Raw genomic sequence first — 25,247 nt, 5'->3', positions numbered from 1 at the left:
CTTATTTCTTTAGATTTTCCTGGAATTTTTCAACTGCACCTTCGAAGAATACAACTTCACCTGCATTTACTAAATCGTAAGAACTCACTTCATTGAAGTTCATTACTTTAGCTTTAGGTAAGTTTCTTGAAGATAAATACACATTCTTGTTAGCTTCAGGAAGGATGAATAAAGCTTTCTTGTCGTTTAATGCCAAAGCATTTAATACTGTGATGAAATCTTTAGTTCTAGGAGCGCTTAAGCTCATATCTTCCAAAACTCTGATGCTGTTGTCTCTCATTTTCTGAGATAAAACAGATTTCTTAGCTAATCTCTTAAGAGCTTTGTTCAATTTGAATCTGTAGTCTCTTGGTTTTGGTCCGAATACTCTACCTCCACCTCTGAAAGTTGGAGATTTGATATCCCCGTATCTAGCAGATCCTGATCCTTTTTGCTTCTTAAGCTTTTTAGTAGAAGCAGTAATTTCGCTTCTTTCTTTCGATTTATGAGTCCCTTGTCTTTGTGCAGCAAGGTACTGTTTAACTTCTAAGTAAACCGCGTGCTGATTTGGCTCAATTCCGAATACTGTTTCGTCTAGAGTTACTTTTCTTCCGGTCTCTTTTCCTGATGTATTTAATACTACTAGTTCCATTTTCTGATAATTACATAAGAATTTTTAGCTCCCGGAACAGCACCTTTTACTACTAAAAGATTTTGTTCTTGATCAACTTTTAACACTTGAAGGTTTTGAACAGTTACCTGCTCACCTCCCATTCTTCCAGCCATTCTCATCCCCTTGAATACTCTTGAAGGATCTGAACCTGCACCGATAGAACCTGGAGCTCTAAGTCTGTTGTGCTGTCCATGAGTTGCCTGCATTACACCTCCAAATCCGTGTCTTTTAACAACACCTTGGAAACCTTTACCTTTTGAAGTACCTGTTACGTCAACATATTCACCTTCAATGAATAAATCAACTTTTACTTCTTCTCCTACTTTTACTTCATCAACGAATTCTCTGTAGAATTCAACTAATTTAGCTTTAGGAGCAGAACCAGCCTTTTTAAAATGACCAGCTAACGCTTTACCAACGTTCTTCTCACTCTTGTCATCGAAACCTAATTGAACAGCTTTATAACCGTCTTTTTCTAAGGTTCTGACCTGTAAAACCGAGCATGGACCAGCTTGGATAACTGTACAAGGAATGTTTTTTCCTTCTTCGTTAAACAAAGATGTCATACCGATTTTCTTACCAATAATACCTGACATTGTTTATATTATAATAAAATTTATCTTTCTCTTTATCACCATTTTTAGGAGGTCTAAAGTAATTTCTACTTCTGATATAGGCATACTACGCCCCTAAAATGAGTGTGCAAATGTATGAATAATTTTATTACTGACAAATTTTTTAAGTAAAATATTTTGATTTTTAATCAATTAGAACTTTTTGAGAAAATTCGGAACAAATTTTCTCCTCAATTATTTTGATTTTAAAAAAGAAATTAGAAAGAAGATCTGTTTATACGATCACATTCACACCTGCTTCTTCCAATCCTGCCTCATCTTCACCGGAAATACCTGTATCAGTAATCAGATAGTCTATTTTATCTAATGATGCAATCTTACCAAAGCCTTTTTTGTTGAGTTTTGAAGAATCTGCAAGAATCACCGTTTGATCGGCACAGTCAATCATCACCTGATTAAGATGGGCTTCTGCGGCATTAGAAGTACTGATTCCAAATTCAAGGTCAATACCATCTACTCCCAGAAAAAGTTTATTACAGGAGAACTGCTTAAGAATTCCTTCGGAAATAGATCCTACTATGGAAGTGGAACTCTTACGGACTTCTCCTCCCAGCTGGATGATATTAATATTAGGATTATTACAAAGCTCAATAGCTACCCTCAAAGAAGAGGTCAATACGGTAAGTGGTCCAAAGTTCACCAGCATCCGGGCAAGATAATGCATTGTTGTTCCGGAAGCTAATATAATACAGTCGTTCTCCTGAATCAGCGCTAACGCGGCTTTTGCAATCGCTTGTTTTGCTTCTACATTAATATTCTCCTTCTCCCCTACATTTTTCTCATAAGCATATCTTACCTGCTTACTTGCCCCTCCATGATTACGGAAAAGCAGCCCTAAACTTTCAAGATGATTCAGATCCTTTCGGATCGTAACCGAAGAAACATTCAGTTTTTCACATAAATCTTGCACAAGAACATGGCCTTTTTCATCCAGCTCTTTTAATATTTCATCATGCCTTGGGATCAGCTTCTCCATTTTATTCGTTTCATCAAAATTAGCGTTTTTTTTTCGTACTCTAAAATTTCATTTATTTTCTTTTTGCTTTCATTTTTAATTTATATATTTGAAAACGAAACATAAACGAAACATTTATGAAACGAAACGAAGAACTCAGTAAATTAACCAATGTAAAGGAATGGGACTTTATAGTCATAGGAGGAGGAGCCAGTGGTTTAGGTTCGGCACTAGACGCAGTAAGCAGAGGTTTTAAAACCTTATTGCTTGAATCTCACGATTTTGCAAAAGCAACATCCAGCAGAAGTACAAAATTAGTACATGGTGGAGTAAGATATCTTGCCCAGGGAGACGTAGGATTGGTAAAAGAAGCATTAAAAGAAAGAGGTCTGCTTGCTAAAAACGCAGCTCATATCGTAAAAAATCAATCTTTTATTATTCCTAATTATACTTGGTGGGGAGGAATCTATTATAAAATAGGTTTATCCATTTATGATTTTCTTGCAGGAAAGCTGAGCTTGGGAAAAACGAGATACATCAGCAAATCAAAGACTGTAGAAAAACTTCCAACTATTGAACAAAATCACTTGATGAGTGGTGTTGTTTACCAGGACGGACAGTTTGACGATGCCAGACTTGCTGTGAATTTAACTCAGACCATTATCGAGAAAGGAGGAACCGCAGTCAATTATGTAAAGGTGATCAATCTTCTGAAAGATGATGCTGATAAAGTAATTGGTGTTGTTGCAGAAGATCAGCTGTCCAAGCAGCAATATCAGATTCATGCCAAGGTAGTCATTAATGCTACAGGTGTATTTACCAATGACATCCTTAATATGAATAACCCTAAGCATGGTAAACTTGTTGTTCCAAGCCAGGGAATCCATTTGGTGCTTGATAAATCATTCCTAAAAAGTGATGATGCGATCATGATTCCAAAAACATCAGACGGAAGGGTTCTATTTGTTGTTCCTTGGCACGACAGAGCTTTGGTAGGAACTACGGATACTCTTCTAAAGGATGAAAGTTTTGAACCCCGTGCTCTTGAAGAAGAGATCAACTTTGTTTTAAATACAGCAAGACAGTATTTAGCTAAGAAACCTACCCGTGAAGATGTAAAATCTGTATTCGCAGGATTACGCCCTCTGGCCGCTCCCAAAGATGGAAGCAAAAGTACAAAAGAGGTTTCCAGAAGTCATAAAGTTATTGCTTCTGAAACAGGGTTAATTTCCATTATCGGTGGAAAATGGACAACCTATCGTAAAATGGCTGAAGATACTGTAGATGAAGCGATGAAAGTTCACAGATTAGGAAATACCGCCTCCAAAACAGAACATCTTTCCATTCATGGTAATGTAAAACCGGAGCAGGTAGACAGAAGCAATCATCTGTATGTTTACGGTTCTGATATTCCTGCTATAAAAGCCTTACAGGAAAGCAACCCGCGTTATTCTCAGAAACTTCATCCTGATCATCCTTTTACCATTGCAGAAATTGTATGGGCGATAAGAAATGAGATGGCAGAAACCATTGAGGATATCTTATCAAGAAGAGTCCGTTTATTATTCTTAGATGCCAGAGCAGCTATAGACAGTGCTCACACTGTTGCAAAAATAATTGCTGAGGAAAAAGGATATTCTGAAGAATGGACGCAGCAACACGAAAATGAATTTATTGATTTAGCAAGAGGATATTTATTAACGCCTTATTCACCTAAAGTCCAACCTTAATCTAGTACACTTTTATGAATGAAAAATTAATTCTCGCTTTAGACCAGGGGACAACTTCCTCCAGAGCGATCTTATTCAACCACAGTGGAGAAATTAAATATGTAGCACAGAAAGATTTCAGACAAATATTCCCGACACCGGGTTGGGTAGAGCATGATCCGAATGAAATCTGGTCATCACAAATCTCCGTAGCAGCAGAAACTATAGCGAAAGCAGGTATCTCCGGACTGGAAGTTGCCGCTATCGGTATTACCAATCAACGGGAAACAACCATTGTATGGGACAAAGAAACCGGTGAGCCTATTTACAATGCCATTGTATGGCAAGACCGAAGAACGTCTAAATATTGTGATGAGCTAAAAGAGCAGGGTCACGCTGAAGTTATTAAAGAAAAAACCGGCCTTGTATTAGACGCTTACTTTTCTGCAACAAAACTAAAATGGATCCTTGATAATGTAGAGGGTGCCAGAGCTAAAGCAGAAGCAGGAGAACTATGTTTTGGAACAGTAGACACATGGCTGGTATGGAAGCTTACCCGTGGTAAAATGTTTATCACTGACGTATCCAATGCCAGCAGAACAATGCTGCTGAATATCCATACACTAGAATGGGATAATGATTTGTTAGAATTATTCAATATTCCTAGGGCCATTCTTCCCGAAGTAAAGCAGAGCAGTGAAATATATGGAGAAACTGCAACTACTTTATTTTCCACTAAAATTCCTATTGCAGGTATTGCAGGTGACCAGCAGGCAGCTCTATTCGGGCAAATGTGCATCACTCCGGGAATGGTAAAAAACACATACGGAACCGGCTGCTTTTTATTAATGAATACAGGAAAAGAAGCTGTTTCTTCTAAAAACAACCTGCTTACCACCGTAGCCTGGAAAATCAATGGAGAAGTAAACTATGCACTGGAAGGAAGTGTATTTGTAGGAGGTGCTGCAATCCAATGGCTGAGAGACGGTCTTAAAATTATTCGTTCATCTGAAGAAGTGAATGAGCTGGCAGCATCTGTTCCGGACAATGGTGGTGTATATTTCGTTCCTGCCCTTACCGGATTAGGAGCTCCACACTGGGATCAGTATGCACGGGGAACTATTGCAGGCATCACCCGTGGAACAACTGACGGACATATTGCCAGAGCAACATTGGAAGGTATTGCATTCCAGGTTTATGATATTGTAAAATCTATGGAAGCAGATTCCGGAAGAGCCAGTCTTGAGCTAAGAGTAGATGGAGGAGCTTCGGCAAGTGATCTTTTGATGCAGATACAGTCTGATCTGTTTGGTTTTAAAATCACAAGACCTCAGACACTTGAAACCACTGCATTAGGAGCAGCTTATCTGGCAGGTCTTGCGGTAGGATACTGGAAAGATATTGATGAAATACAGTCTCAATGGATCGTAGACAAAGATTTCCATCCTCAGCTGGATAAAGAAAGTGTTGATAAAATGATCCACTTGTGGAAGAAGGCCGTATCGCGCTCGCAAAACTGGATAGAAGATTAACCCGTTGACCTTAAAAATACACATATGACACCATTTATCGCAGAATTAATAGGAACAATGCTTCTTATACTCTTAGGCAACGGCGTTGTCGCCAATGTTGTCTTAAAGGGAACCAAAGGAAATAATTCCGGCTGGATTGTAATTACAACAGCATGGGCATTAGCCGTCTTCATCGGCGTCACTGTAGCCGGACCTGTAAGCGGTGCCCACCTAAACCCGGCAGTCACCATTGGTCTTGCTACCGCAGGAAAATTTTCCTGGGATTTGGTTCCAACTTATATAGCCGCCCAAATGATTGGGGGAATGCTTGGTGCCTTTCTGGTTTGGCTATTCCATAAGGATCATTTTGCTATAACAGAAGATGAACCAGGTATGCTTGCCTGTTTCAGTACAGGACCAGCCATCAGAAAGACTTCTTCTAATCTTATCAGTGAAATTATAGGAACGTTTGTACTGGTATTTGTCATCTTCCACTTTTCGGATCCGAGTATTTCGATCGATATTGATCCTACAGCAAAAGTAGGATTAGGTTCTGTAGGAGCTCTTCCTGTCACGTTCCTTGTCTGGGCAATAGGTTTGTCTCTGGGCGGAACTACAGGATATGCAATTAATCCGGCAAGGGATCTGGCTCCAAGAATCATGCATGCTATTTTACCTGTAAAAGGGAGCAGTGATTGGGGATATGCATGGATACCGGTAGCAGGACCTGTGATAGGAGCTGTGCTTGCCGCTGTTTTATATGGACTCTTAACTTAAAAAATACAGATGATGAGAATTTTAAAAGGAATCTTCCTGCTCATGCTAGGCAGCGGAAGGTTATTTTCTCAGGAAACTACTGAGACTAAGGAAAACAGACTTGATTTCACGGCCAACATTCAGAATAACCATTTATGGAGAGGTTTAATCATTACTGATAAACCTGTTGTAATGGGAAATCTATCCTATGCCCTGGATGCGGAAAAAAAATGGAAAATAGGAATCTGGGGAGCATCCGCTTTAGCAGATGATAAAGACAATACCCATTATAAAGAAATCAATTATTATGTTCAATATTCTGACGGACGTTTTTATATCGGACTTTGGGATCTTTATAACTCCAGAAACATTAATACTGCCGTAGCTGCAGATGACATCTTCAGCTATTCACAAAGAAGAACGGCACATATTATTGACTTAAGAACCAACTATACGTTCGGGCCTTCATTCCCTATTAATATTGAAGCAGATATTATGCTTTATGGAGGAGCCAATGCAGGAGAGGTTGTACTTGAGCCGGACGGAAGTTATAAAAAGAATAAATATTCTACTTATGTTCAGGCAAGTTACCCCGTAATAAAGGGCCAGAAAGTGAATCTGGATGCATTTGTAGGCGCCGGCTTTGCTCTTAATGATAAAACGTTCCTGTATGGAAATGGCAAAAACAGTTTTGACATCGTTAATATAGGTGTAAAAGCAGGTAAGGTTGTTAAGATTACTGACCATTACAGTCTTCCTGTTTATATGATGGCCATGTGGAATCCCTCTAATAAGTTTGCAAGAATTCAGCTTGCTGCGACTGTTTTTTAAAACGGATATCTACCACAATACTATAAAATCACTCCTTTGGAGTGATTTTTTTGTTATGGATGATGATGACCACCTGTCAAATTAAACCACTCCGTCAAATCTTTGATATGACACCCCTCCAGTGGAGGGGAATGGTTATACGAATGTTATGTCTGGGATTAATAACGGTCTTATATCCAATCACCGGGATTTCACGGTTTATCTTTTAAGTAAATATTTTTATTTTTGAAGAAAAAAGAACTATGAAAAAATTTTTCAGTATCATGATTTTGTGTATCAGTATTTTGTCTTTTGCACAGGTAAAAGTTCCTTTTACGGGACATAGAAGTTTTGATATTATGGAGGGCTACAGTGGTACCGGCACCCCTCATTATTATTTGGATGTGAAAAAAAACGGTGATGTCTTTTTTGGGTATGTTCAGGTAAATCAGGCTAACGGAAAAGAAACTACAGAAGAAATAAATGCAGGCAAATACGGAGCAAACAAAGTAATGAAAGTACATTTCAAAAAATTCGATGAGACTTTCTTTGTGAAATTTGATAAAAATAAAATCTTTATGACCGATGAAAAGGGAAATATTCAGAATCTTGAAGGCTGTTGCTCTTCCAGTGAGAGTATGGATAAAGAAACCTGTACCTGTGAAAGTGGACTGTATGAATAATAAGACAATATAGCGCCACTCCTTTGGGGGTGGCTTTTTGTTTAATGGAAAGAAAAAGGACACCCATTAAAAATTCTTTGAATTTTCGCCACCTTTCCGGTGGAGAGGAATGGTTATAAGAATTGTTGGGATTTGTTGAGAGTTTGAGATCATGTAATTTGTCAGGAATAAGGAATCACCGGGATTTTACGGTGTATGGTTTCTATAAATATCTTTACTTTTGAAGAATCAATTATGCACACCACGGTATGAAAATCCTAAATATTTTATGGGTTTTATTTTTTATTGTTTCCTGCAGTAAAAATGAAAACCATCCCTACACGTTCTATTATTGGAAAACCAATTTGAAACTGAATCAGGAGGAGAAAAAAGTATTGGCACAGGCTTCTGTTCCTTATTTATATACCCGCTTTTTTGATGTTGATAAAATAGGAGGAAAGTTTCAGCCTGTGGCTGTCATCACCAAAGACCAGAGTTTTCAGACCGATAAGCAGGTGGTACCTACTGTTTTTATCACGAACCAGACTTTACTGAACATTTCTTCGGAGGAGATAAAATTCCTGGCAGAAAGCATTCATCATTTAATCTTGAAGAAAACAGAAGAGTATCATTTAAAAATCAACAATGAAATTCAGATCGACTGCGACTGGACAGCTGGTACACGTAATGATTATTTTAAATTTCTAAAGGAACTGAAAAGGGTTTCCGGAAAAAACATCACCTGTACTCTACGTCTTCATCAGGTTAAAGATAAAAAGCAGACCGGAATTCCGCCGGTAGAAAAGGTATATCTGATGTGCTACTCCACTTCTTCCCCATTAGAAAAATCTGATAAAAACTCCATTCTGGATGTGGCTACATTAAAAAGTTATCTTTCCAGAATTGAAGAGTATCCCATCAAAACTATTGAAGTAGCACTCCCTATCTACTCATGGGGAATTGTTACCAACCATCTGGAAAAGCATAAGCTGATTAATGCATTATCTACAAAGGATCTGCAAAATGAGCATTTTAAAAAGCTCTCTGAAAATGAAGCTGAAGTTTTGAAAGACGGTTTTTATTTTGGAAGCTATCTGAATAAAGGTTTTAAAATAAAGGTAGAGGAAATTTCAGGTGAGCAGCTTGAAGATGTCATCCGCTTTCTTGAGAAAAAAATACCTCATTTTAATATTATTTATTATCAATTAGATAGTAAATTTGTGTTAGATCGAAAATTTTAAATCATCATCACAGATGAAGGCAGAGTATTACTACCTGCACGGATTTATATTATGAATCATTATAAAAAATTAAAAACACCACTCTACATATGAAAAAGTATATTCTTTCACTTGCAGTGGCCTCTCTTTTCTATACGAAATCTGATGCCTGCGCCTGGTCGGATCCTGACTACGAATACTTCAATCTTTTTACCCAGAGTATCATTAAAGATAAATCTTACCTTCCTTTTCTGCACAATTATTCCAGCAGATTCTATACGGGTTATAAAACCTCGTTGATTCCTGATGACAATCTGGAAACATGGAAGAAGTATTTCGGTAACCAGCTTAATCATGCTGAAGCTTATGATCTGGTTTATAAGATCAGTATGAACGACCTCAATAGTCTTAAAAACGGAAATCCTTCCAACCCTCTTCTCCAAAAGCTGGGTTCAGGATTTTACCAAAAGTACCGCGAGGGTATAGATTATTTAATTGAGGCCAAATATCTGGAACCTTATATGAGCATCAATTATATTGAAAGTGAAAATTCATTTTACTATGACAGAAATGTCAACACTAAGAATGCGACGGCTCTTGATTATGACAAAACCATTGCTGCTTTAACTTCTTTATACAATGCTGCCAGAAATCAGGAGATTAAACAGCGCTATGGATACCAGCTGGTACGTCTCAATCATTATACAAGAAATTATGATGCTTCACTGCAGGCATTCAAAACCTATATAGAGCCAATCAAGCTAAAAGGTGCCGTTTATTTTATGGCACTGGATCAAATGGCAGGTGCTCAAAGGGGACTGGAGATGAACAGTGATGCCAACTGGAACTTCTTCCAGGTATTCATGAACACTAAAGACCGTAAAGAATCTTCTTTTGTATCTATGAAGCTTTCGGATACGGCTTCTTTCAGTAATATTATGAAAAGGGCTAATACCAATGAGGAAAAAAACATGGCTTATTTCCTTTTAGGCTATGAGGATTTCAACAATCCTATTCCGGTTATGGAAAAAATGTATGATATTAATCCTGACTCTGAAATTCTGAAAGTAATGGCCGTAAGAAGTATCAATGAGCTGGAAAGAAGTTATCTTCCTACTTATTATTACACCGATGCTGCTTCCGGGAGAGTTTCTGTACAAAGAGGAAAAACGGATACCAAAGCTTCAAATGATAATGTAGCGGACAACACTACCACAGTGGTAAAAGAAGAAAAGCTTTCTTTCTGGCAAAAGATTGTAAGGTTCTTTAAAAACCTTTTCGGAGGTTCTAAGTCTGAGAAAACCGGTGATGAAGCTAAAGCTGATCAAAGTGATGATGAGCTCTTCAGTAATCCCGACAGGATACCTTTCTATACCCGAACAGGTTATTATTATGATCAAAAGACACAGGACTTCCTTGATGCCCTGGAAAAATTCACTGATAAAACAAGGGAGAAATCTAAAGATGAATACTGGCAGATTGCCAATGCTTACCTTAAGTTTTTGAAAAAAGACTATAAAGCAAGTTCTGAAATTCTTAATGACATCAAAACCACCAATCCTGAGTACCAGGAGGAGATCAAGAGAATGAAAGTGCTGAATGATATTGTATCTCAGCCTAAAATAGATGCAGCATACGAGGATCATTTAATGAAAGATTATCCTGAATACTTTGTAGAAAAACCGGTGAAGAAAGACACTGCCACAACGGATGATTTCGATTATTATGGGGAAGCACCATCTACTGCAGACTTCCTTAAAGATGTCTTGGCTAACCGCTATTTTCTTCAGGGTGAGGATGGAAAATCATTCCTGATGAATAATAAACTTTCTGACCTTCAGTACAACCCGAACTCAAGTCTGGTAAAAAGTGTGGAGGACTTCTACAGAAAGTCAAATAAAACACAGTTTGAGCAGCAGGTTATTGCCAAAAACATGGACAGTGTAGGTAATATTGATGCATTTTTCAATACCATTTATGGAGACAGGTCCATGAGGCTTGCCGATTTTGAAAAGGCTAAATCCTATTATGAAAAAGCGCAGAAATTTGCCGGAATCCCAAGAGTCAATTACGACTGGTCAGAAAAAAGCGGTCAAACCATCACTGCAAAACAATATACACCTACTGAGTATAATGGTTTTGATAATATTTCAAATCTTGTGTTTGGTCATAATGTTTGGGAAAGCTTCCAGAGTTCTGATGCTGAAAGTATGAAAGCTGAAAACTACACTGATTTCCCTTTCATCAAAAGCAGTATGAATAAACTTGAACTGGCTGATGTTTTGATCCAGCTTAAAAAGATTGGAAATGGTGCTGATGAAAAAGCTGCCAAAGCCAACCAGCTTATCGGAAATTTACTGTACAACACCTCTATTTTAGGATATTACAGAGAACTGTTCGTCATGGATGTTGACAATAGTAATGGTGGAAAGTATAACTTCTGGAATACCGACAGAAAGAACCCTTATAAATATTATTACAAAAACTTCCTGGATACCTCTTATATTGAGCCTGACAATTTTGACCTGGCGATTAATTATTATCAAAAAGCCCTGAAGCTTTCCAATAATAAGGAAGAAAAAGCAAGAGTTCTTTTCCAGATGGCTAGTGCTGAACAAGGGAAATACTATCAATATGAAGCAAAAAACCAGATGGACTATGATTATTCCGATCCTAAGTGGTCTGAAAAATCTGATGCTCACCAAAAGGAACTGGACAATCTGAGAAATCAGAAATACAGAACCTATTTTGCACAATTGAAAACACAGTACTCAGATACTGAAACTTCAAAAGCACTGATGGGAAGCTGTTCTTATTTCAGTTACTTTATGAGATAACATCACTACATAAAAAAACCTCTGAATCATCAGAGGTTTTTTATTTTAGATCTTATATTATTTCTTAATAAACTTGGTTTTTATATTTTTCCATTATCGTTTATGGTCATGAAGCAGACTCCCTATCTTTACTCTTTACTTCCTCTTCTGCAATGACCCTAAGAAGCTTTTATAGTATGGCTTTTTACCCTTACATATTCAAAATCAAAAATCATCAACACAATCACAAAACACACAACCATATCATAATCAATTATTTACTACTTTTACTCTATCATTATGACTTAATGATAGAGTAAAACTAAAAACCATTAACCAAAAAAATCAACACAACATGAAAACGACAATCTCAGACGAGGAATTTTACGCCGGATTACAACGGTTACCCAAGCCCAAGTATCCCTTCCCAAATTCTATTCACCATGATTTTCAACTTCAGAGGGAAGAATATTATGATTGGATTGACAGGGAGTATATTTTCCACAGTAAAGAAGCCCGTGAAAAACACAAACAGCATAACTTGACTGATATTGCAGCACGCGGTTGCCCTTTTTTAAAGAATCTGGCAGAATTGAGACCATTAGCCATTTATGCTGCTGATGGAGCTATGATGGATGATTATTTTGATCGTTGTTCATATGATGAAATGAAAGATATAGCAACTCACATTATGACTTTGCTTACTGATGATGATCCGGATGAACCAGCTAACAATGATATATTTCATCGATTCTGGATATTAAGACAAAGCGCCATTGCATGTGAAATGCCAGAACGATTATATAAAAAATTCCTAAAATCTTTACATGAAGTACTTATTGGGTATGCAGACGAAAGAGTATATTACAGATCAAACACAATCCCCCCTCTTCCCGTTTACCTATTGATTCGTGAGGCTACAAGTGGGGCAAAACCTTTTTGTCAATATGTGGCTATGCAAAAAGATTATCGAGAGCTACCTGACAGCATACTGGAGCATTTACATATTCAACGCCTTCATACTATTTGTGCTCTGATGATCGGAATACATAATGATATTATTTCTTTACCAAAGGAACTCCATAGAGAAGAGGACACCATGAATCTGGTGAAAGTATTACAGCAAGAGCATAAAACTTCAATAAAAGAAGCCTATATGATGGCTCTGGAAGTGCATGATAATTATTTAAAAGAATTTCTCGTATTACAGGAGCATTTACCTTCTTTTGGTCAATGGCAGGAAATGACCCGCAATTATGTACAGGATCTCGGTATTATGGTAGCCGGCGTATATGCTTGGCACACGAATGATACATCCCGCTATGTAAATGGAGGATATGTAGAGGGTGAATTTAACAGCAAACAATAAAAAAAGGAATCATTCAGATTCCTTTTTTTGCTCCTGCTTCTTCAGCCATTCTTCATATTTATTTTTTAATAAACTTGGCTTTGATATTTTTTCCATTATCATTTATAGTCATGAAGTAGATTCCTTTTACGAAGCTGCTTACATTTATTTGACCTTCACCAATTATGCCTTTTGAAATCAATTGCCCCGGAGCATTGAAAATTTCGTAGGATGATTTTGGAGATACATTTTTTACATTCAAAACATTGTCCACAGGATTCGGATAAACCTGAACCGATTTTATTTTTCCTGTTTCCGAAACGGCCAATGTACCTGCTGTCATTTTTTTCACTGCATAGAATACATTTCCGATTGCTGAAACTCTTACATGAATCGTCTTTCCAGCTAAAGAGGCAGGAATGAAAACATTTGCTGTTCCACTGTTAGGTACTGATGCTGCCAGCTCATTCCATGTTGCGCCGCTATCATCAGTATAATCAATTTTTACATCAGCCACATTATAAGGTGCAGCTGTAGTTCCGGAAACCGTCCATTTAATTTCTGAACTGGTATCAGGAGTAAGAGATGCTGTATCCACTTTGAAGGCTTCTGCAGAGCCTACTACAATGGTTTGTGTAGTATGAGCGCTTTGCCCCTGCCCCGGTTTATTATCTCTCACGGTTACACGGAAATGAGTTGTTCTTGCTACCGTACTTGCTGCTTCAAAATCATCAGCATTCTTCACCTCTCCATTTAATACGGTAGAAAGCCTAGGGAAATATCTGGTAGGACTTACTGTTGGTGGCCATGATCTGAAGTTGGCCCCTGAGGTAGTTCGTCCAATGTAAAACTTATTAACGCCGTTATATAAATAACTTGGATCTACCTGCTCCCAGGAATAAGTTAATGCATCCCCATCCGGATCTGTTGCCTCTGCGGTGAGTGCAAATGCAGTATTCATCGGGATGGTATAAGTTACCGGCATTTCTGTAATTACCGGAGGGCGGTTGATAATGGTAGTTATGGTACCACAGTTCACTCTGGCACCAGTCAGAAAATTATCCTGTACCTGATCAATACTTACGGAATGAAAAAACAGATCGGAGTGCTTCTGCACATCTGTTGAAGCTCCTGTAATTCCTGCGTACCCCATGATTGTTGACCCTGATCCAGGTTCTACCTCTACACCAGTTCCTTCTCTGTTACTATACGTATGGTTGTTTCCCAGCTGGTGCCCTATTTCATGGGCTACAAAATCAATATCAAAACTATCTCCGCTAGGAGGCAGCTGAGTTGTGCTGTTAAAATCCCAGGTTCCGTTCGGATACCAGTTTACACCCGGCGATGTAATACCGGATCCCTTGTAGCTGTTATTGGCATTACCCCCTACATTTAAACTGTTATTGCATACACAGCCTATACAACCTGCGTTTCCTCCTCCTCCGGAGGCTCCAAACAAGTGGCCTATATCAAAATCGGCATCTGTAACTCCGTATACTCCTCCATGTAAAGTATCCATCAGCTCTATATTCCATGATGACGGCGGTGAGGTAAGATCCGTAACGGTACTGTAAGGGTCAGTATTTGGATCAGTAAATAGGGTTTGTGTATTATTAATGAGGTTTACATGTACATTAAACTCCTGCTCAAAAACTCCGTTCACCCTTGTTAATGTAGCATTGATTTGCGTCATGGCTCCGGAAAGCCCTCCAAAAAACTGAGTATACTCTCCTGTGGTAGAGAGTGCCAGTCTTAGTGTTCTGAATTTCTGATTTCCACTTCTCCTGGCAAATGCTGTTTTATCAGAGTACGTCTGCATCTCCTTCATTTGGTCTACAGCCTCTTTTTTTTCAGTGGTATTACAAACAAATGCATGCCCGTTCCTGTTGGTTTTCCCGTGGACAGAATAAAAAGATTTATCTGCAGTAGCGGGCTCAATAAACTCATACTTTCCATCATTTCCAATGATCATGGACTGGAAATCATTGGGGCCAACACTGAATCTGATATACTTGGAAGGGTCATCAATACCCACCCCCACATAAGATCCGAGTTCATACTGTTTTGCCAATGCTTCATCCATAACCGGAAAACTACTGACCGCAAATCTTTCCGTCTTTCCGGATAATGTAGGAATATTCACACTAATAGCAGAACCTTCCCCGATTTTTGAGGTCCTCAGTAACTGAGTTCTGATCTGATCAATATCGAGTCTATAATAAATCGAATTATCACTTTTCTTTACAATTTTTTCTTTAGGTACATTCTGACTCCATTGGGCGCTTACTATTGTTGATAAAAACACAAATGGTAAACATGATAATTTTAAATTCATATAAATATGTTTGTATAAAAATGATGTCTTCACCAAAAAGTTCCTTCAAGAAATTTTATAATGAAGACTAATTATTCTTTCTTCTGTTCCTGCTTCTTGAGCCATTCTTCATGTTTATTTTTGAAGAACTCATGTTTGTAATTCTGATTTCTCTTTGCCGCATCAATAGAATGCGAGGTATGGATATCCGCATCCTTTTTGGCAAACTGAGCCAGATTTTCGTAATAATGGTGGAGCTGATCCAGTTCCGTTTCTGTAAGATCTTCAATATCTACAATTCTGTTACTGGCCTTTTCATGGGCAGCAATCAGCTCGTTCAGCTTTATCTGTATAGCTTTAGAATCTTTATTCTGGGCTTTTTGAATAAGGAAAACCATTAAAAAGGTAATGATCGTAGTTCCTGTATTGATCACAAGCTGCCAAGTTTCCGAATAATCGAAAAAAGGACCTGTTACCGCCCAGATAATGACCAGAAGCATAGCTCCGATAAATGCAACAGGACTTCCTGTAAATTTTACTGCCTCGTTTGAAAATTTCTCAAAAAAATTATGATTGTTGTGACTCATGATAGAAGTTATTTTACATAATAAATGTATAAAATTACCATGAACCGGGATAAATAAAGTTGAGTTTTCAGTTGGGAAGTGGTATCTTTTATTTTATTTTCTTAGCCCTATGCCACCAGATCAGAAATCCTGTCACAGGTAGAGAACATCCGATAAGAGACACTATAAAATAGAGAATGATACTGGGTAGTCCCATGATTTCTCCAGTATGCAAAGGTTTGGCAAGTGTTGTAAACTGTTTATTGAGAGGCTTTGCAGAGAACAATTCCCTGGTTTTAAAAACTCCTGTTTTATCAAATGTCACTTCATCCGGAAGCATCATTCCCAGCAGGTTCTGCCTGTTTGTTTTAATGATCACATATCGGGGGTTATCTTTATTAGGTAACGCTACACTTGTAACAGCAGTATAAGGAAGGTACCGGTCCGAAAGCTGTATAATTTTATCGATAGAAGCAGACGTTGAATTTTTAAGATTTTTCTTTTCATCCTGCTTTTTGAGCATATCTTCCATAAGCCCGCTGAACGGATCATCGCCATTCTCATTATTATTTGAAATATGATCAATTGAAGATCCTCCGAGACTCACAATAAGGCCATTTTTCACCCAGGGATAGGTTATATACAATCCTGTAACAGCAATAAAGAAAAGCATCAGGAAGCTGTAGAATCCAAGGGTATTATGGAGGTCATAATTCAATCGCTGAAACTTTGCTTTCAACATGACAGTCAGACCTTGTTTTAGAAACTTCAGCTTTTTGGGAAGCCAGAGGGTAAATCCTGAAATCAGCAACCCACAAAATACAAGTACCGCAGCTCCTACCACCTGACGTCCGGCGTTTCCCATCATCAGGTTTCTGTGAATATCAAGTACAACTTCAAAAAAGTGGCTCGCTCCGATATCTGCCGGCCCCAAAATTTCACCTGTATACTGATTGTAATAAGTGCTTTTATCCAATTGATTTTCCCGATATCCAATAACGTAGCTTCTTCCTTTATCATCCGGAATAAGAAGGGAGGTCAACTCTTTTTTCTGTTCTAACAATTCTGACCGGATCAGATCCGGGTTTTTAACTTTTCCGGAAGCTGGGCTGATATATACTTTATCTCTGTTTGTAAATTCTATAACCTGGTTTTTGAATGCATACAGGCAACCGGTAAGACACATTAGAAAAACAATGACCGCTGATAAAAGTCCCAACCAAAGATGAATAAGCCACATCACATATTTAGTAACCGATTCATTCTTCCTTTTTTTCCGGTAAAGGCTTTTAAATAATAACTTCATTTGGGCATATAACAAAAACATTAAGATGGTTGGGGTCACCTTAATGTTTTTTAAATTAAAATTGATATGAATGATTGATAATTTTAAAGGGTGACCTATAAATTAATTTCGCTGAATAATCTGCTATGTATATTGTATAAGCCTTACAAGAAAGTTCTGTGATACGGGTAGAACTTACTTTCCCTTCTCCGGATGGGAATCCGGATCAAATTATTTTCTTCCTTTAAACTGAACCTCTTTTACGATCTCTTCGAATTTCGTATAATGTTCAGGAGTAAGTGTATTTTTAATGGCTGCTTTTCTCTGTGCATCAAACTTTTCCCAGTATTCTTTAGCCAGGTCATTATTACCGTGATACACATCGTGAGCATCGTTGAATGCTTTTTCAAATGCATCATTCGCTGCATTGACTACTTTAAATTCGTCTTCGGAAAGCTGTGCTTCTGTTTTTATTCTTTCTAAAAGAGCATTGTCATATCTTGGTCTTTTTCTGGAATTTTCATCAACGAATTTGTTGAACTTTTCCATTTGTGGGCCATCCAATACTTTGGCCATTTCTAGAGACTGTTGTGCTCTCAGCTCTTCATTTTTTATTCCTAAAGCCACACGGTCCATATTTCCTCCCTGTGCTTTTGCGGCCTGAAAATTCTGTTCCTGAAGATCCTGATATTTTTTAGTGATCTCATCAAAGCTTTTCGTCTGATCGGGTGTAAGCTGTATTTCAGTTTTGAACTGGTTATAATCAATTCCTTTCTTTTTGTCTCCGGAACATGAAGCAAAAACAGCTCCAATACTAAGGGCAAAAACTAATGATTTTATACTTTTCATAATAATGATTTTGTTGATTAGAATTTATAATTTACCTGTACTGCAAAGTTTCTAGGTTGGATCTGATCAATATATCCTCCTCTGAAATAAGAACTGTATCCTACACTATCAAAAATATTGTTGAAGAATACTCTTACACCAACACCGTTCTTCAATGAGTATCCTACCTGTGCGTCTACAGTAGTATATTCCGGCATATCGAAAGGTTTTGTCCCCGCTTCCACACTGTTGATATGGCCTGCGGTGAATGTCTTCTGAGTCCACTCATCTACCGGACGTTTTCCAACATAGTAAATTCCGGCCCCTACATCTAATCTATCCAATACCCCTGTATTAAATCTATAATTTAACCATGCATTAGCTGTATGCTTTGGTGCATTCATAGGTCTTGAACCATTGATATAAGCCGGGCTATCCTGATATTGAGCATCTAAATAAGCCCATCCGGACATTACCTGTAGATTGGGTAAGATTCTTCCAATAAGTTCTACTTCCAATCCTTTTCTTCTTAGATTACCTGCCATTCCGTAAAGCACATTATTATCTTTATCTACTACCGGTCTGTAATTTTTATCTAATATTTGGAAGGCTAAGTTATCTGTCTTAATATCAAAAACTGTTACATTAAATCTTAAACGTTCATTAAACCAGTCTGACTTAATTCCCGCTTCCCATTGTTTTGTTTGTGATGCTCCTACGAATCCTCCAGCCTGAAGAATATTATTTACAGATCTTAATGAAGTTGTTGTAGTATAAGATCCAAAAACATTAATATTTTCAATTGGCGAAATAATTAATCCGAAGGAAGGATTCCATGTATCAACCACTCTGCTTCCAGAACCATTCAATCTGCTGTAACGGATTCCCAGGTGAGCTTTTACATATTTACCAATAGCCATTACATCCTGTGCCATAGCTCCAATGCTTGGTGTCAATACAGAATTGGTACGTCCTAAACTTTTGTAAACAACATTGACAGGAAGTGTGTTGGGAATGGCCCCATTCACTACATCAAATGTATCAAGAGGGTTAGCTCCATATGTTGTACTTCCTATTTTAGTAGGTCTTGCTGTAATTAAATTTTCCGGAGCAATAGAGTTTTTATATGCTTCATACGTTACAGAAGATGTTTCCGTTTCTCTCCAGTCGAATCCAACCTGGAATGTATGATTAATAAAACCAGTTTTGATCTTTTCACCAATGAAATCTAACTGTAAAACACGGTTGATATCTAATGATTCTGATTTACCTATTGTACGTTGTCTGATATTATAGTTTGTGCCTCCGGTCGGCAGTGAAATGGATGATGCTTCACCATCAGAATTGCTTACAGAATTTACAAAAGCAGCTCTTACCTTTAAATTATTATTAAGCTTACGGATTGCCGTAGTTGCAAAATTATACGTTTCAGTTTTAGCATAATCTGAAGTATATCCTAAAAACTTACCTTTTGGCATGTGATACAATGCTTCTACATCTCCAGTTGCCAAGTTAATAGTCCCTCGGTCCGGAGTTCGGTTATCGTGCAGATAATCCATCTCAACATTAATATATGTTTTGTCATCCGGACGGAATGCTACTGATGGATTTACATAGATTCTTTCTCCTTTTACGTGACTTCTAAAGGAATTATTATTCTGATAAGCTCCGTTAAATCTTACAGCAACTTTCCCCTGAGAATCTAAAACTCTCTGGAAATCTACTGTAGGTCTATAAAAATCCCAACTTCCATAGCGGAACCCTACATTTGTTTGATCAATAAATTGAGGTCTTTTAGTAACAACATTAATTACTCCTCCTGCTGAACCTAAGCCATTTCCTATTCCCTGGCTTACTGCTGCTGAACCTTTAATTACCTGAATACTTTCAACGCCCTGCATATCTGTCATCATCCCCGAAGTACGGAAGTCTGAGTCCATCTGAACCCCATTCTTCAATACAGGAACACCACGATATCCTCTGATGGACATACTTTCGCTTCCACCACCATAGCTTGAAAATAATGTTACACCAGGAACGTTCTTTGCAACATCAGTAACAGTAAGTGCTCCTAATTCTTCAATTGCTTTATGAGAAATAACAGAAATACTCTGGATTTGATCTCTGGTTTTTAATGGCAATCTTGTAATTGCTTCCAGGCCTTCCGGTTGTTTTTTTCTGTCACCGAACAGTTCTACTTCTTCAATTTTTTTATGTTTAATTGAATCATTCACTTTCTGTGCATTTGCAAGAACCCCACCCAATAACAGCAGAGAAAAGGATACTACTTTATTCATTTAATGATTTTTTGCAAATTTATTGTTTTTATTAATTCTAAATAAAATAAACCTCACTGACATATGTCACCTGCTGAAGACTAATCAATATCAGATCATTAATCAACATTAAGCTATTGTTACAATATGCCAACAGATACATTCTATCGTTAATAGTCTAACCCCGAATATACCTTATGGTTACAAAAAGTACAACTCAAAAAAAACCAGGAAATTTGCCCTAGAGTTATCATTGGTTTATGTACTACTTAAAGAAGGAGCAAAAAAAAATCCGTTCCTAAAAAGGAACGGATTGTATAATCATTGCAAAGTATGCAGTTATCACACTTTAATTTCAACGTCTACACCTGAAGGAAGTTCTAATTTCATTAGAGCATCAACAGTTTTAGAAGAAGAAGAGTAGATATCCATCAGTCTCTTGTGAGCTGAAAGTTGGAACTGCTCTCTTGCTTTCTTGTTTACGTGCGGAGATCTCAACACAGTGAAGATTCTCTTATTCGTTGGCAATGGAATTGGACCGTTTACAACAGCACCAGTAGCCTTTACCGTTTTTACGATTTTCTCAGCAGACTTGTCTACCAAGTTGTAATCGTAAGATTTTAGTTTTATTCTGATTCTTTGTGACATTTCTTTAATTTAAAAATTAACCTTTTGCTTTAGCAATGATTTCTTCAGCAACGTTTTGTGGAGTTGCTTGGTACTTCTCTAATTCCATAGAAGAAGTAGCTCTTCCTGATGAAAGTGTTCTTAGAGTCGTTACATATCCAAACATTTCAGAAAGTGGAACTGAACCTTTGATTACAACAGCACCGTTCTTTTCTTCCTGACCACTGATCGTACCTCTTCTTTTGTTAAGGTCACCAATGATGTTACCCATATATTCTTCTGGAGTTACAACTTCCAATTTCATAATAGGCTCCATGATTACTGGCTTAGCAGCACGTCCCGCTTCTTTAAATCCTAATTTAGCAGCTAATTCGAAAGAAAGTGCATCAGAATCCACCGCGTGGAAAGATCCATCTTTAAGAGTAACTTTAATACCTTCAACTTCGAAACCAGCCAAAGGACCGTTCTTCATTGCAGCTTTAAATCCTTTTTCAATTGCAGGAACAAATTCTCTAGGAACGTTACCACCTTTGATCTCATTGATGAATTCTAAACCAATTTTACCTTCGTCAGCTGGACCTAGTTCAAATACAATATCAGCAAATTTACCTTTACCACCAGATTGTTTTTTGTAAACCTCTCTGTGTTGAGCAACTTTTGTTAAGTTTTCTTTGTATTCTACCTGAGGTTGACCTTGGTTTACTTCAACTTTGAATTCTCTTCTCATACGGTCAACAATGATATCTAAGTGAAGCTCACCCATACCAGAGATAATCGTTTGTCCAGAAGCTTCATCAGTTCTCACTGTAAACGTTGGATCTTCTTCAGCCAATTTAGCTAGAGCGTTACCCATTTTATCCTGGTCAGCTTTAGTTTTAGGCTCAACAGCGATACCAATTACCGGATCAGGGAAAACCATCGATTCAAGAACGATTGGGTTTTTCTCGTCACACATTGTATCACCAGTTTTGATAGATTTGAATCCTACCGCAGCACCAATATCACCAGCTTCAATATATTCTACCGGGTTTTGTTTGTTAGCGTGCATCTGATAGATTCTAGAGATTCTTTCTTTATCTCCTGAACGAGTATTCAAGATATAAGAACCTGCATCTAATCTTCCAGAGTATGCTCTGAAGAATGCTAATCTTCCCACGAATGGGTCAGTAGCAATCTTAAATGCTAAAGCCGAGAAAGGCTCGTTTACGTCTGGTTTTCTAGTAATTTCAGCGTCAGTTCTAGGGTCAGTACCTTTGATATCATCTTTATCCAATGGAGAAGGCAAGTATTTACATACTGCATCCAACATAAACTGTACTCCTTTATTTTTGAATGAAGAACCACAAGTCATTGGGATAATAGATAAATCAATAGTAGCTTTTCTTAGAGCTTCGTTGATTTCCTCTTCAGAGATTGAATCCGGATCTTCGAAGAATTTCTCCATCAAAGTATCATCGTAGTCAGCAACAGCTTCTACTAATTTCTCTCTATATTCAAGAACTTCATCTTTCATATCTTCAGGAATTGGCACTACTTCGAAAGTAGCTCCTTGTCCTGCTTCATCCCAGATGATCGCTCTGTTTTTAATTAAGTCTACAACACCTTTGAAATCTTCTTCAGCACCGATTGGTAAAACGATTGGAACTGCATTAGATCCTAACATTTCTTTAACTTGTTTTACAACGTTAAGGAAGTCAGCACCTTGTCTGTCCATTTTGTTTACGAATCCCATTCTTGCAACTTTGTAGTTGTCAGCAAGTCTCCAGTTTGTTTCAGACTGAGGCTCTACTCCATCTACTGCAGAGAATAAGAATACTAATCCATCCAATACTCTTAAAGATCTGTTTACTTCTACTGTGAAGTCAACGTGTCCCGGTGTATCAATGATGTTGAAGTGGTAAGGTTTAGTATCTGCAAGAGGTTTTCCTTGATCAGTTGGAAAGTTCCAAGAACAAGTAGTAGCAGCAGAAGTAATAGTAATACCTCTTTCAGCTTCCTGCTCCATCCAGTCCATTGTAGAAGCACCATCGTGAACCTCTCCAATTTTGTGGTTTACCCCTGTATAGAATAGAATCCTTTCTGTAGTGGTAGTTTTACCGGCATCAATATGCGCAGCAATACCAATATTTCTTGTAAATTTAAGATCTCTTCCCATTTCAGATTAGAATTTAAAGTGTGAAAACGCTTTGTTAGCTTCCGCCATTTTGTGAGTATCACTCTTTTTCTTGTAAGCAGCACCTTCTTCTCTTGAAGCAGCTACAACTTCGTTAGCTAATTTCAAAGCCATAGACTTATCATTTCTAGCTTTAGAATATTTGATTAACCATTTCATTGCCATAGAAATTTTTCTATCAGCTCTGATTGGCATAGGGATTTGGAAGTTAGCTCCACCTACTCTTCTAGAACGTACTTCTACGTGAGGCATTACATTTGTAAGTGCATCTTTCCAGATTTCAAGTGCAGTTTTTTCGTTATCTCCTTTTTTAGTTTCTACGATCTCTAATGCATCATAGAAAATTTTGAATGCGATTGACTTCTTACCGTCAAGCATTAAGTTGTTTACGAATCTAGTTACCAATTGATCATTAAATTTCGGATCTGGTAACAACGGTCTTTTTTTCGCTTTTGTCTTTCTCATTGTTTCTGTACCTTATTTAATGATTATTTTTTCTTCCCTTTTGCAGGAGCAGCAGCTGCTTGTCCTGGTTTAGGTCTCTTAGCTCCGTACTTAGATCTTCTCTGAGTTCTTCCATTTACACCAGCTGTGTCTAATGCACCTCTTACGATGTGGTAACGTACTCCCGGTAGGTCTTTCACCCTTCCGCCTCTAACCAATACTATCGAGTGCTCTTGAAGATTATGTCCTTCGCCCGGGATATAGGCATTCACTTCTTTACCGTTAGAAAGTCTTACCCTTGCTACTTTTCTAAGTGCAGAGTTAGGTTTCTTCGGTGTAGTAGTATATACTCTCGTACATACACCACGTCTTTGTGGACAAGAATCAAGGGCAGCCGATTTGCTCTTCTTGGCAAGCGTGGCTCTTCCTTTTCTTACTAATTGTTGAATAGTAGGCATTTAATTGCTTTTTATTTTAGGCTGCAAAAATACTAATATTTTTTTAATTGACAAGTAGTTATATATTTTTATTTGTTTAAAAAAAACTTTTATTTGCTTTTTACACCCCACGGCAACCCTATTGGTTTTCATGTTATTGGCTTATTTTTGAGCCTTAAAGATTCTCTCAAAAAAATAAAATTTTATTTAAAAGCATCCTTTATTACTTTTCCTTTTGCATATTGAAGAGGAACTCCCAAAAGCTCAGCAATGGTACTTGTGATATCAATTTGCTCATAGGTTCCTGTACTGATGATTGTGTTCTTTTTAAAATCAGGCCCCATTGCAAAAAATTCGATGTGCCTGCATCCCTCGCAGTCATCACCATGCTCGGAAAAACCTCCTTTAGCATCCAAATGTCTGCCATGATCATTGGAAACAATGAGTGTTGTCTTATCTTTATAAGCAGGAAGAGACTGAATATACTCCCAAATTTCTTTTATAGAAGCATCTGTTGTTTTTATAGCCTTAATATATTCATTCCAGTTATTAGCATGACCATAAGAATCAACGTCCTTAAGATTAATCACAATGATGTTCGGGCTGTAATTCCTCATGACTTCTTTCGTCTTGGTAACCGTAACAGCATCTTCCCGATATCCTGACCCGTTACCATTCACCCCACAATCAACACTGGGTTGAAATTTATCTTTCCAGTCTGCTTGTTTACAGTTATTCAATACTTCTAGTTTATCTTTTGAAGCAATCACCCATGCTTTATTTTTATCTGCTCCACTATATTTCAGCCATTGCTGCATTACTGATGGATAACCTGGTAATTCGGTTCCGTTATTCTTAATATTTTCATATACACCCGAACACAGAGCACTATGACCGGGATTCGTATTAGTTGTTCCGTTATTTTTAAAATTATTGATAAATACACCCTGGCTTAGCAGATTTACTCTGTTTGGAATATTTTCTTTAGCTGGAGCTTCCCAGGTTTCAGAAATACGGGGTCCATCAACTACAAGCAGTACAACATTTTGAGTTTGGTACTTATTCGTTGTTTTTGTCTGTGTCTCTGTATCATTATTACATGAGAATAATAAAAATGATAAGATTAAATACATGAAGATTTTTTTCATAGCTTTTTATATTTGTGGATTTTAAGCACAAATATAGAAAACTAAAGCACGGGGTCTATTAACCCATTGCTACTT

The 25,247-nt window shown here is 37.6% G+C and carries 21 protein-coding genes; 8 read left to right on the top strand and 13 right to left on the bottom strand.

The window, feature by feature from the left end:
• Window position 1 precedes the first annotated feature (1 nt).
• The 3 genes from rplD to B8967_RS14570 all read right to left on the bottom strand — a co-directional run bounded on the left by rplD (window position 2) and on the right by B8967_RS14570 (window position 2,263).
• On the bottom strand, window positions 2-631 hold the full coding sequence (gene rplD / locus B8967_RS14580) for a 50S ribosomal protein L4 (RefSeq protein ID WP_047491412.1): 630 nt from the start codon (window positions 629-631) through the stop codon (window positions 2-4).
• Window positions 622-1,248: a 50S ribosomal protein L3 gene (gene rplC, locus B8967_RS14575; RefSeq protein ID WP_047491409.1), complete on the bottom strand. Its 627-nt coding sequence runs from the start codon at window positions 1,246-1,248 to the stop codon at window positions 622-624. The genes rplD and rplC overlap by 10 nt, the downstream gene beginning before the upstream one ends.
• A 253-nt stretch (window positions 1,249-1,501) precedes the next feature.
• Complete coding sequence (locus B8967_RS14570) at window positions 1,502-2,263, bottom strand: DeoR/GlpR family DNA-binding transcription regulator (RefSeq protein ID WP_047491406.1); 762 nt, start codon at window positions 2,261-2,263, stop codon at window positions 1,502-1,504.
• Between the two features lie 116 nt (window positions 2,264-2,379).
• On the opposite strand from B8967_RS14570, the gene B8967_RS14565 reads away from it, so the two are divergent.
• From B8967_RS14565 to B8967_RS14530, 8 genes are all read left to right on the top strand, one after another.
• Entirely contained in the window at window positions 2,380-3,972 is a 1,593-nt protein-coding gene (locus tag B8967_RS14565; RefSeq protein ID WP_047491403.1) for a glycerol-3-phosphate dehydrogenase/oxidase, read from the top strand.
• Between the two features lie 14 nt (window positions 3,973-3,986).
• A complete protein-coding gene (gene glpK, locus B8967_RS14560) occupies window positions 3,987-5,483 on the top strand; it encodes a glycerol kinase GlpK (protein WP_047491400.1) in 1,497 nt (498 codons plus the stop codon).
• 24 nt (window positions 5,484-5,507) lie between these two features.
• Entirely contained in the window at window positions 5,508-6,239 is a 732-nt protein-coding gene (locus B8967_RS14555; protein WP_084086578.1) for an MIP/aquaporin family protein, read from the top strand.
• A 42-nt stretch (window positions 6,240-6,281) separates the two neighbouring features.
• Window positions 6,282-7,049, top strand: coding sequence for a hypothetical protein (locus B8967_RS14550; protein ID WP_143330526.1), 768 nt, complete (start codon window positions 6,282-6,284; stop codon window positions 7,047-7,049).
• A 242-nt stretch (window positions 7,050-7,291) separates the two neighbouring features.
• The gene (locus tag B8967_RS14545) at window positions 7,292-7,711 is read left to right on the top strand and encodes a hypothetical protein (RefSeq protein ID WP_047491395.1); all 420 of its coding nucleotides are present in this window, start codon (window positions 7,292-7,294) and stop codon (window positions 7,709-7,711) included.
• Window positions 7,712-7,959: 248 nt separating this feature from the next.
• Complete coding sequence (locus B8967_RS14540) at window positions 7,960-8,931, top strand: hypothetical protein (RefSeq protein WP_084086577.1); 972 nt, start codon at window positions 7,960-7,962, stop codon at window positions 8,929-8,931.
• 89 nt (window positions 8,932-9,020) lie between these two features.
• Window positions 9,021-11,747 (top strand): hypothetical protein, encoded by a 2,727-nt coding sequence (locus B8967_RS14535; protein WP_084086576.1) that lies wholly within the window; start codon window positions 9,021-9,023, stop codon window positions 11,745-11,747.
• Between the two features lie 334 nt (window positions 11,748-12,081).
• Complete coding sequence (locus B8967_RS14530) at window positions 12,082-13,095, top strand: terpene synthase family protein (protein ID WP_084086575.1); 1,014 nt, start codon at window positions 12,082-12,084, stop codon at window positions 13,093-13,095.
• A 58-nt stretch (window positions 13,096-13,153) separates the two neighbouring features.
• Here the strand turns inward: B8967_RS14530 and B8967_RS14525 are convergent, their stop codons facing one another.
• The 10 genes from B8967_RS14525 to B8967_RS14480 all read right to left on the bottom strand — a co-directional run bounded on the left by B8967_RS14525 (window position 13,154) and on the right by B8967_RS14480 (window position 25,172).
• Window positions 13,154-15,409 (bottom strand): zinc-dependent metalloprotease, encoded by a 2,256-nt coding sequence (locus B8967_RS14525; protein WP_084086574.1) that lies wholly within the window; start codon window positions 15,407-15,409, stop codon window positions 13,154-13,156.
• A 71-nt stretch (window positions 15,410-15,480) separates the two neighbouring features.
• A complete protein-coding gene (locus B8967_RS14520; protein ID WP_047491383.1) occupies window positions 15,481-15,975 on the bottom strand; it encodes a low affinity iron permease family protein in 495 nt (164 codons plus the stop codon).
• Window positions 15,976-16,063: 88 nt separating this feature from the next.
• Window positions 16,064-17,260, bottom strand: coding sequence for a PepSY-associated TM helix domain-containing protein (locus B8967_RS14515; RefSeq protein WP_179140067.1), 1,197 nt, complete (start codon window positions 17,258-17,260; stop codon window positions 16,064-16,066).
• A gap of 210 nt (window positions 17,261-17,470) precedes the next feature.
• The gene (locus tag B8967_RS14510; RefSeq protein ID WP_084086572.1) at window positions 17,471-18,088 is read right to left on the bottom strand and encodes a hypothetical protein; all 618 of its coding nucleotides are present in this window, start codon (window positions 18,086-18,088) and stop codon (window positions 17,471-17,473) included.
• 17 nt (window positions 18,089-18,105) lie between these two features.
• Entirely contained in the window at window positions 18,106-20,364 is a 2,259-nt protein-coding gene (locus B8967_RS14505) for a TonB-dependent siderophore receptor (RefSeq protein ID WP_047491378.1), read from the bottom strand.
• A gap of 321 nt (window positions 20,365-20,685) precedes the next feature.
• Window positions 20,686-20,991 (bottom strand): 30S ribosomal protein S10, encoded by a 306-nt coding sequence (rpsJ, locus tag B8967_RS14500; protein WP_002661363.1) that lies wholly within the window; start codon window positions 20,989-20,991, stop codon window positions 20,686-20,688.
• Window positions 20,992-21,007: 16 nt separating this feature from the next.
• Window positions 21,008-23,125 carry an elongation factor G gene (gene fusA, locus B8967_RS14495; protein ID WP_084086571.1) on the bottom strand — a complete coding sequence of 706 codons (2,118 nt, stop codon included), beginning with the start codon at window positions 23,123-23,125 and terminating at the stop codon, window positions 21,008-21,010.
• A gap of 6 nt (window positions 23,126-23,131) precedes the next feature.
• Window positions 23,132-23,608: a 30S ribosomal protein S7 gene (rpsG, locus tag B8967_RS14490; protein ID WP_047491372.1), complete on the bottom strand. Its 477-nt coding sequence runs from the start codon at window positions 23,606-23,608 to the stop codon at window positions 23,132-23,134.
• A gap of 23 nt (window positions 23,609-23,631) precedes the next feature.
• Complete coding sequence (gene rpsL / locus B8967_RS14485; protein ID WP_002983146.1) at window positions 23,632-24,045, bottom strand: 30S ribosomal protein S12; 414 nt, start codon at window positions 24,043-24,045, stop codon at window positions 23,632-23,634.
• Window positions 24,046-24,227: 182 nt separating this feature from the next.
• Complete coding sequence (locus B8967_RS14480) at window positions 24,228-25,172, bottom strand: sulfatase-like hydrolase/transferase (RefSeq protein WP_084086570.1); 945 nt, start codon at window positions 25,170-25,172, stop codon at window positions 24,228-24,230.
• Window positions 25,173-25,247 lie beyond the last annotated feature (75 nt).

The organism is Chryseobacterium sp. YR221 (assembly GCF_900176315.1).
Lineage (GTDB): Bacteria > Bacteroidota > Bacteroidia > Flavobacteriales > Weeksellaceae > Chryseobacterium > Chryseobacterium rhizosphaerae.
This window is presented reverse-complemented; position numbering and strand designations above follow the sequence as displayed.

What these genes read in the sequence shown, in the direction of transcription:
- B8967_RS14525 (WP_084086574.1), bottom strand. Translation starts at nt 15,409, where the DNA reads ATGAATTTAAAATTATCATGTTTACCATTTGTGTTTTTATCAACAATA.
- rpsJ (WP_002661363.1), bottom strand. Translation starts at nt 20,991, where the DNA reads ATGTCACAAAGAATCAGAATAAAACTAAAATCTTACGATTACAACTTG.
- fusA (WP_084086571.1), bottom strand. Translation starts at nt 23,125, where the DNA reads ATGGGAAGAGATCTTAAATTTACAAGAAATATTGGTATTGCTGCGCAT.
- B8967_RS14570 (WP_047491406.1), bottom strand. Translation starts at nt 2,263, where the DNA reads ATGGAGAAGCTGATCCCAAGGCATGATGAAATATTAAAAGAGCTGGAT.
- rpsG (WP_047491372.1), bottom strand. Translation starts at nt 23,608, where the DNA reads ATGAGAAAGACAAAAGCGAAAAAAAGACCGTTGTTACCAGATCCGAAA.
- B8967_RS14480 (WP_084086570.1), bottom strand. Translation starts at nt 25,172, where the DNA reads ATGAAAAAAATCTTCATGTATTTAATCTTATCATTTTTATTATTCTCA.
- B8967_RS14515 (WP_179140067.1), bottom strand. Translation starts at nt 17,260, where the DNA reads ATGAAGTTATTATTTAAAAGCCTTTACCGGAAAAAAAGGAAGAATGAA.
- B8967_RS14545 (WP_047491395.1), top strand. Translation starts at nt 7,292, where the DNA reads ATGAAAAAATTTTTCAGTATCATGATTTTGTGTATCAGTATTTTGTCT.
- B8967_RS14535 (WP_084086576.1), top strand. Translation starts at nt 9,021, where the DNA reads ATGAAAAAGTATATTCTTTCACTTGCAGTGGCCTCTCTTTTCTATACG.
- B8967_RS14510 (WP_084086572.1), bottom strand. Translation starts at nt 18,088, where the DNA reads ATGAAAAGTATAAAATCATTAGTTTTTGCCCTTAGTATTGGAGCTGTT.
- B8967_RS14555 (WP_084086578.1), top strand. Translation starts at nt 5,508, where the DNA reads ATGACACCATTTATCGCAGAATTAATAGGAACAATGCTTCTTATACTC.
- rplD (WP_047491412.1), bottom strand. Translation starts at nt 631, where the DNA reads ATGGAACTAGTAGTATTAAATACATCAGGAAAAGAGACCGGAAGAAAA.
- B8967_RS14520 (WP_047491383.1), bottom strand. Translation starts at nt 15,975, where the DNA reads ATGAGTCACAACAATCATAATTTTTTTGAGAAATTTTCAAACGAGGCA.
- B8967_RS14565 (WP_047491403.1), top strand. Translation starts at nt 2,380, where the DNA reads ATGAAACGAAACGAAGAACTCAGTAAATTAACCAATGTAAAGGAATGG.
- glpK (WP_047491400.1), top strand. Translation starts at nt 3,987, where the DNA reads ATGAATGAAAAATTAATTCTCGCTTTAGACCAGGGGACAACTTCCTCC.
- B8967_RS14550 (WP_143330526.1), top strand. Translation starts at nt 6,282, where the DNA reads ATGCTAGGCAGCGGAAGGTTATTTTCTCAGGAAACTACTGAGACTAAG.
- B8967_RS14530 (WP_084086575.1), top strand. Translation starts at nt 12,082, where the DNA reads ATGAAAACGACAATCTCAGACGAGGAATTTTACGCCGGATTACAACGG.
- B8967_RS14505 (WP_047491378.1), bottom strand. Translation starts at nt 20,364, where the DNA reads ATGAATAAAGTAGTATCCTTTTCTCTGCTGTTATTGGGTGGGGTTCTT.
- rplC (WP_047491409.1), bottom strand. Translation starts at nt 1,248, where the DNA reads ATGTCAGGTATTATTGGTAAGAAAATCGGTATGACATCTTTGTTTAAC.
- rpsL (WP_002983146.1), bottom strand. Translation starts at nt 24,045, where the DNA reads ATGCCTACTATTCAACAATTAGTAAGAAAAGGAAGAGCCACGCTTGCC.
- B8967_RS14540 (WP_084086577.1), top strand. Translation starts at nt 7,960, where the DNA reads ATGAAAATCCTAAATATTTTATGGGTTTTATTTTTTATTGTTTCCTGC.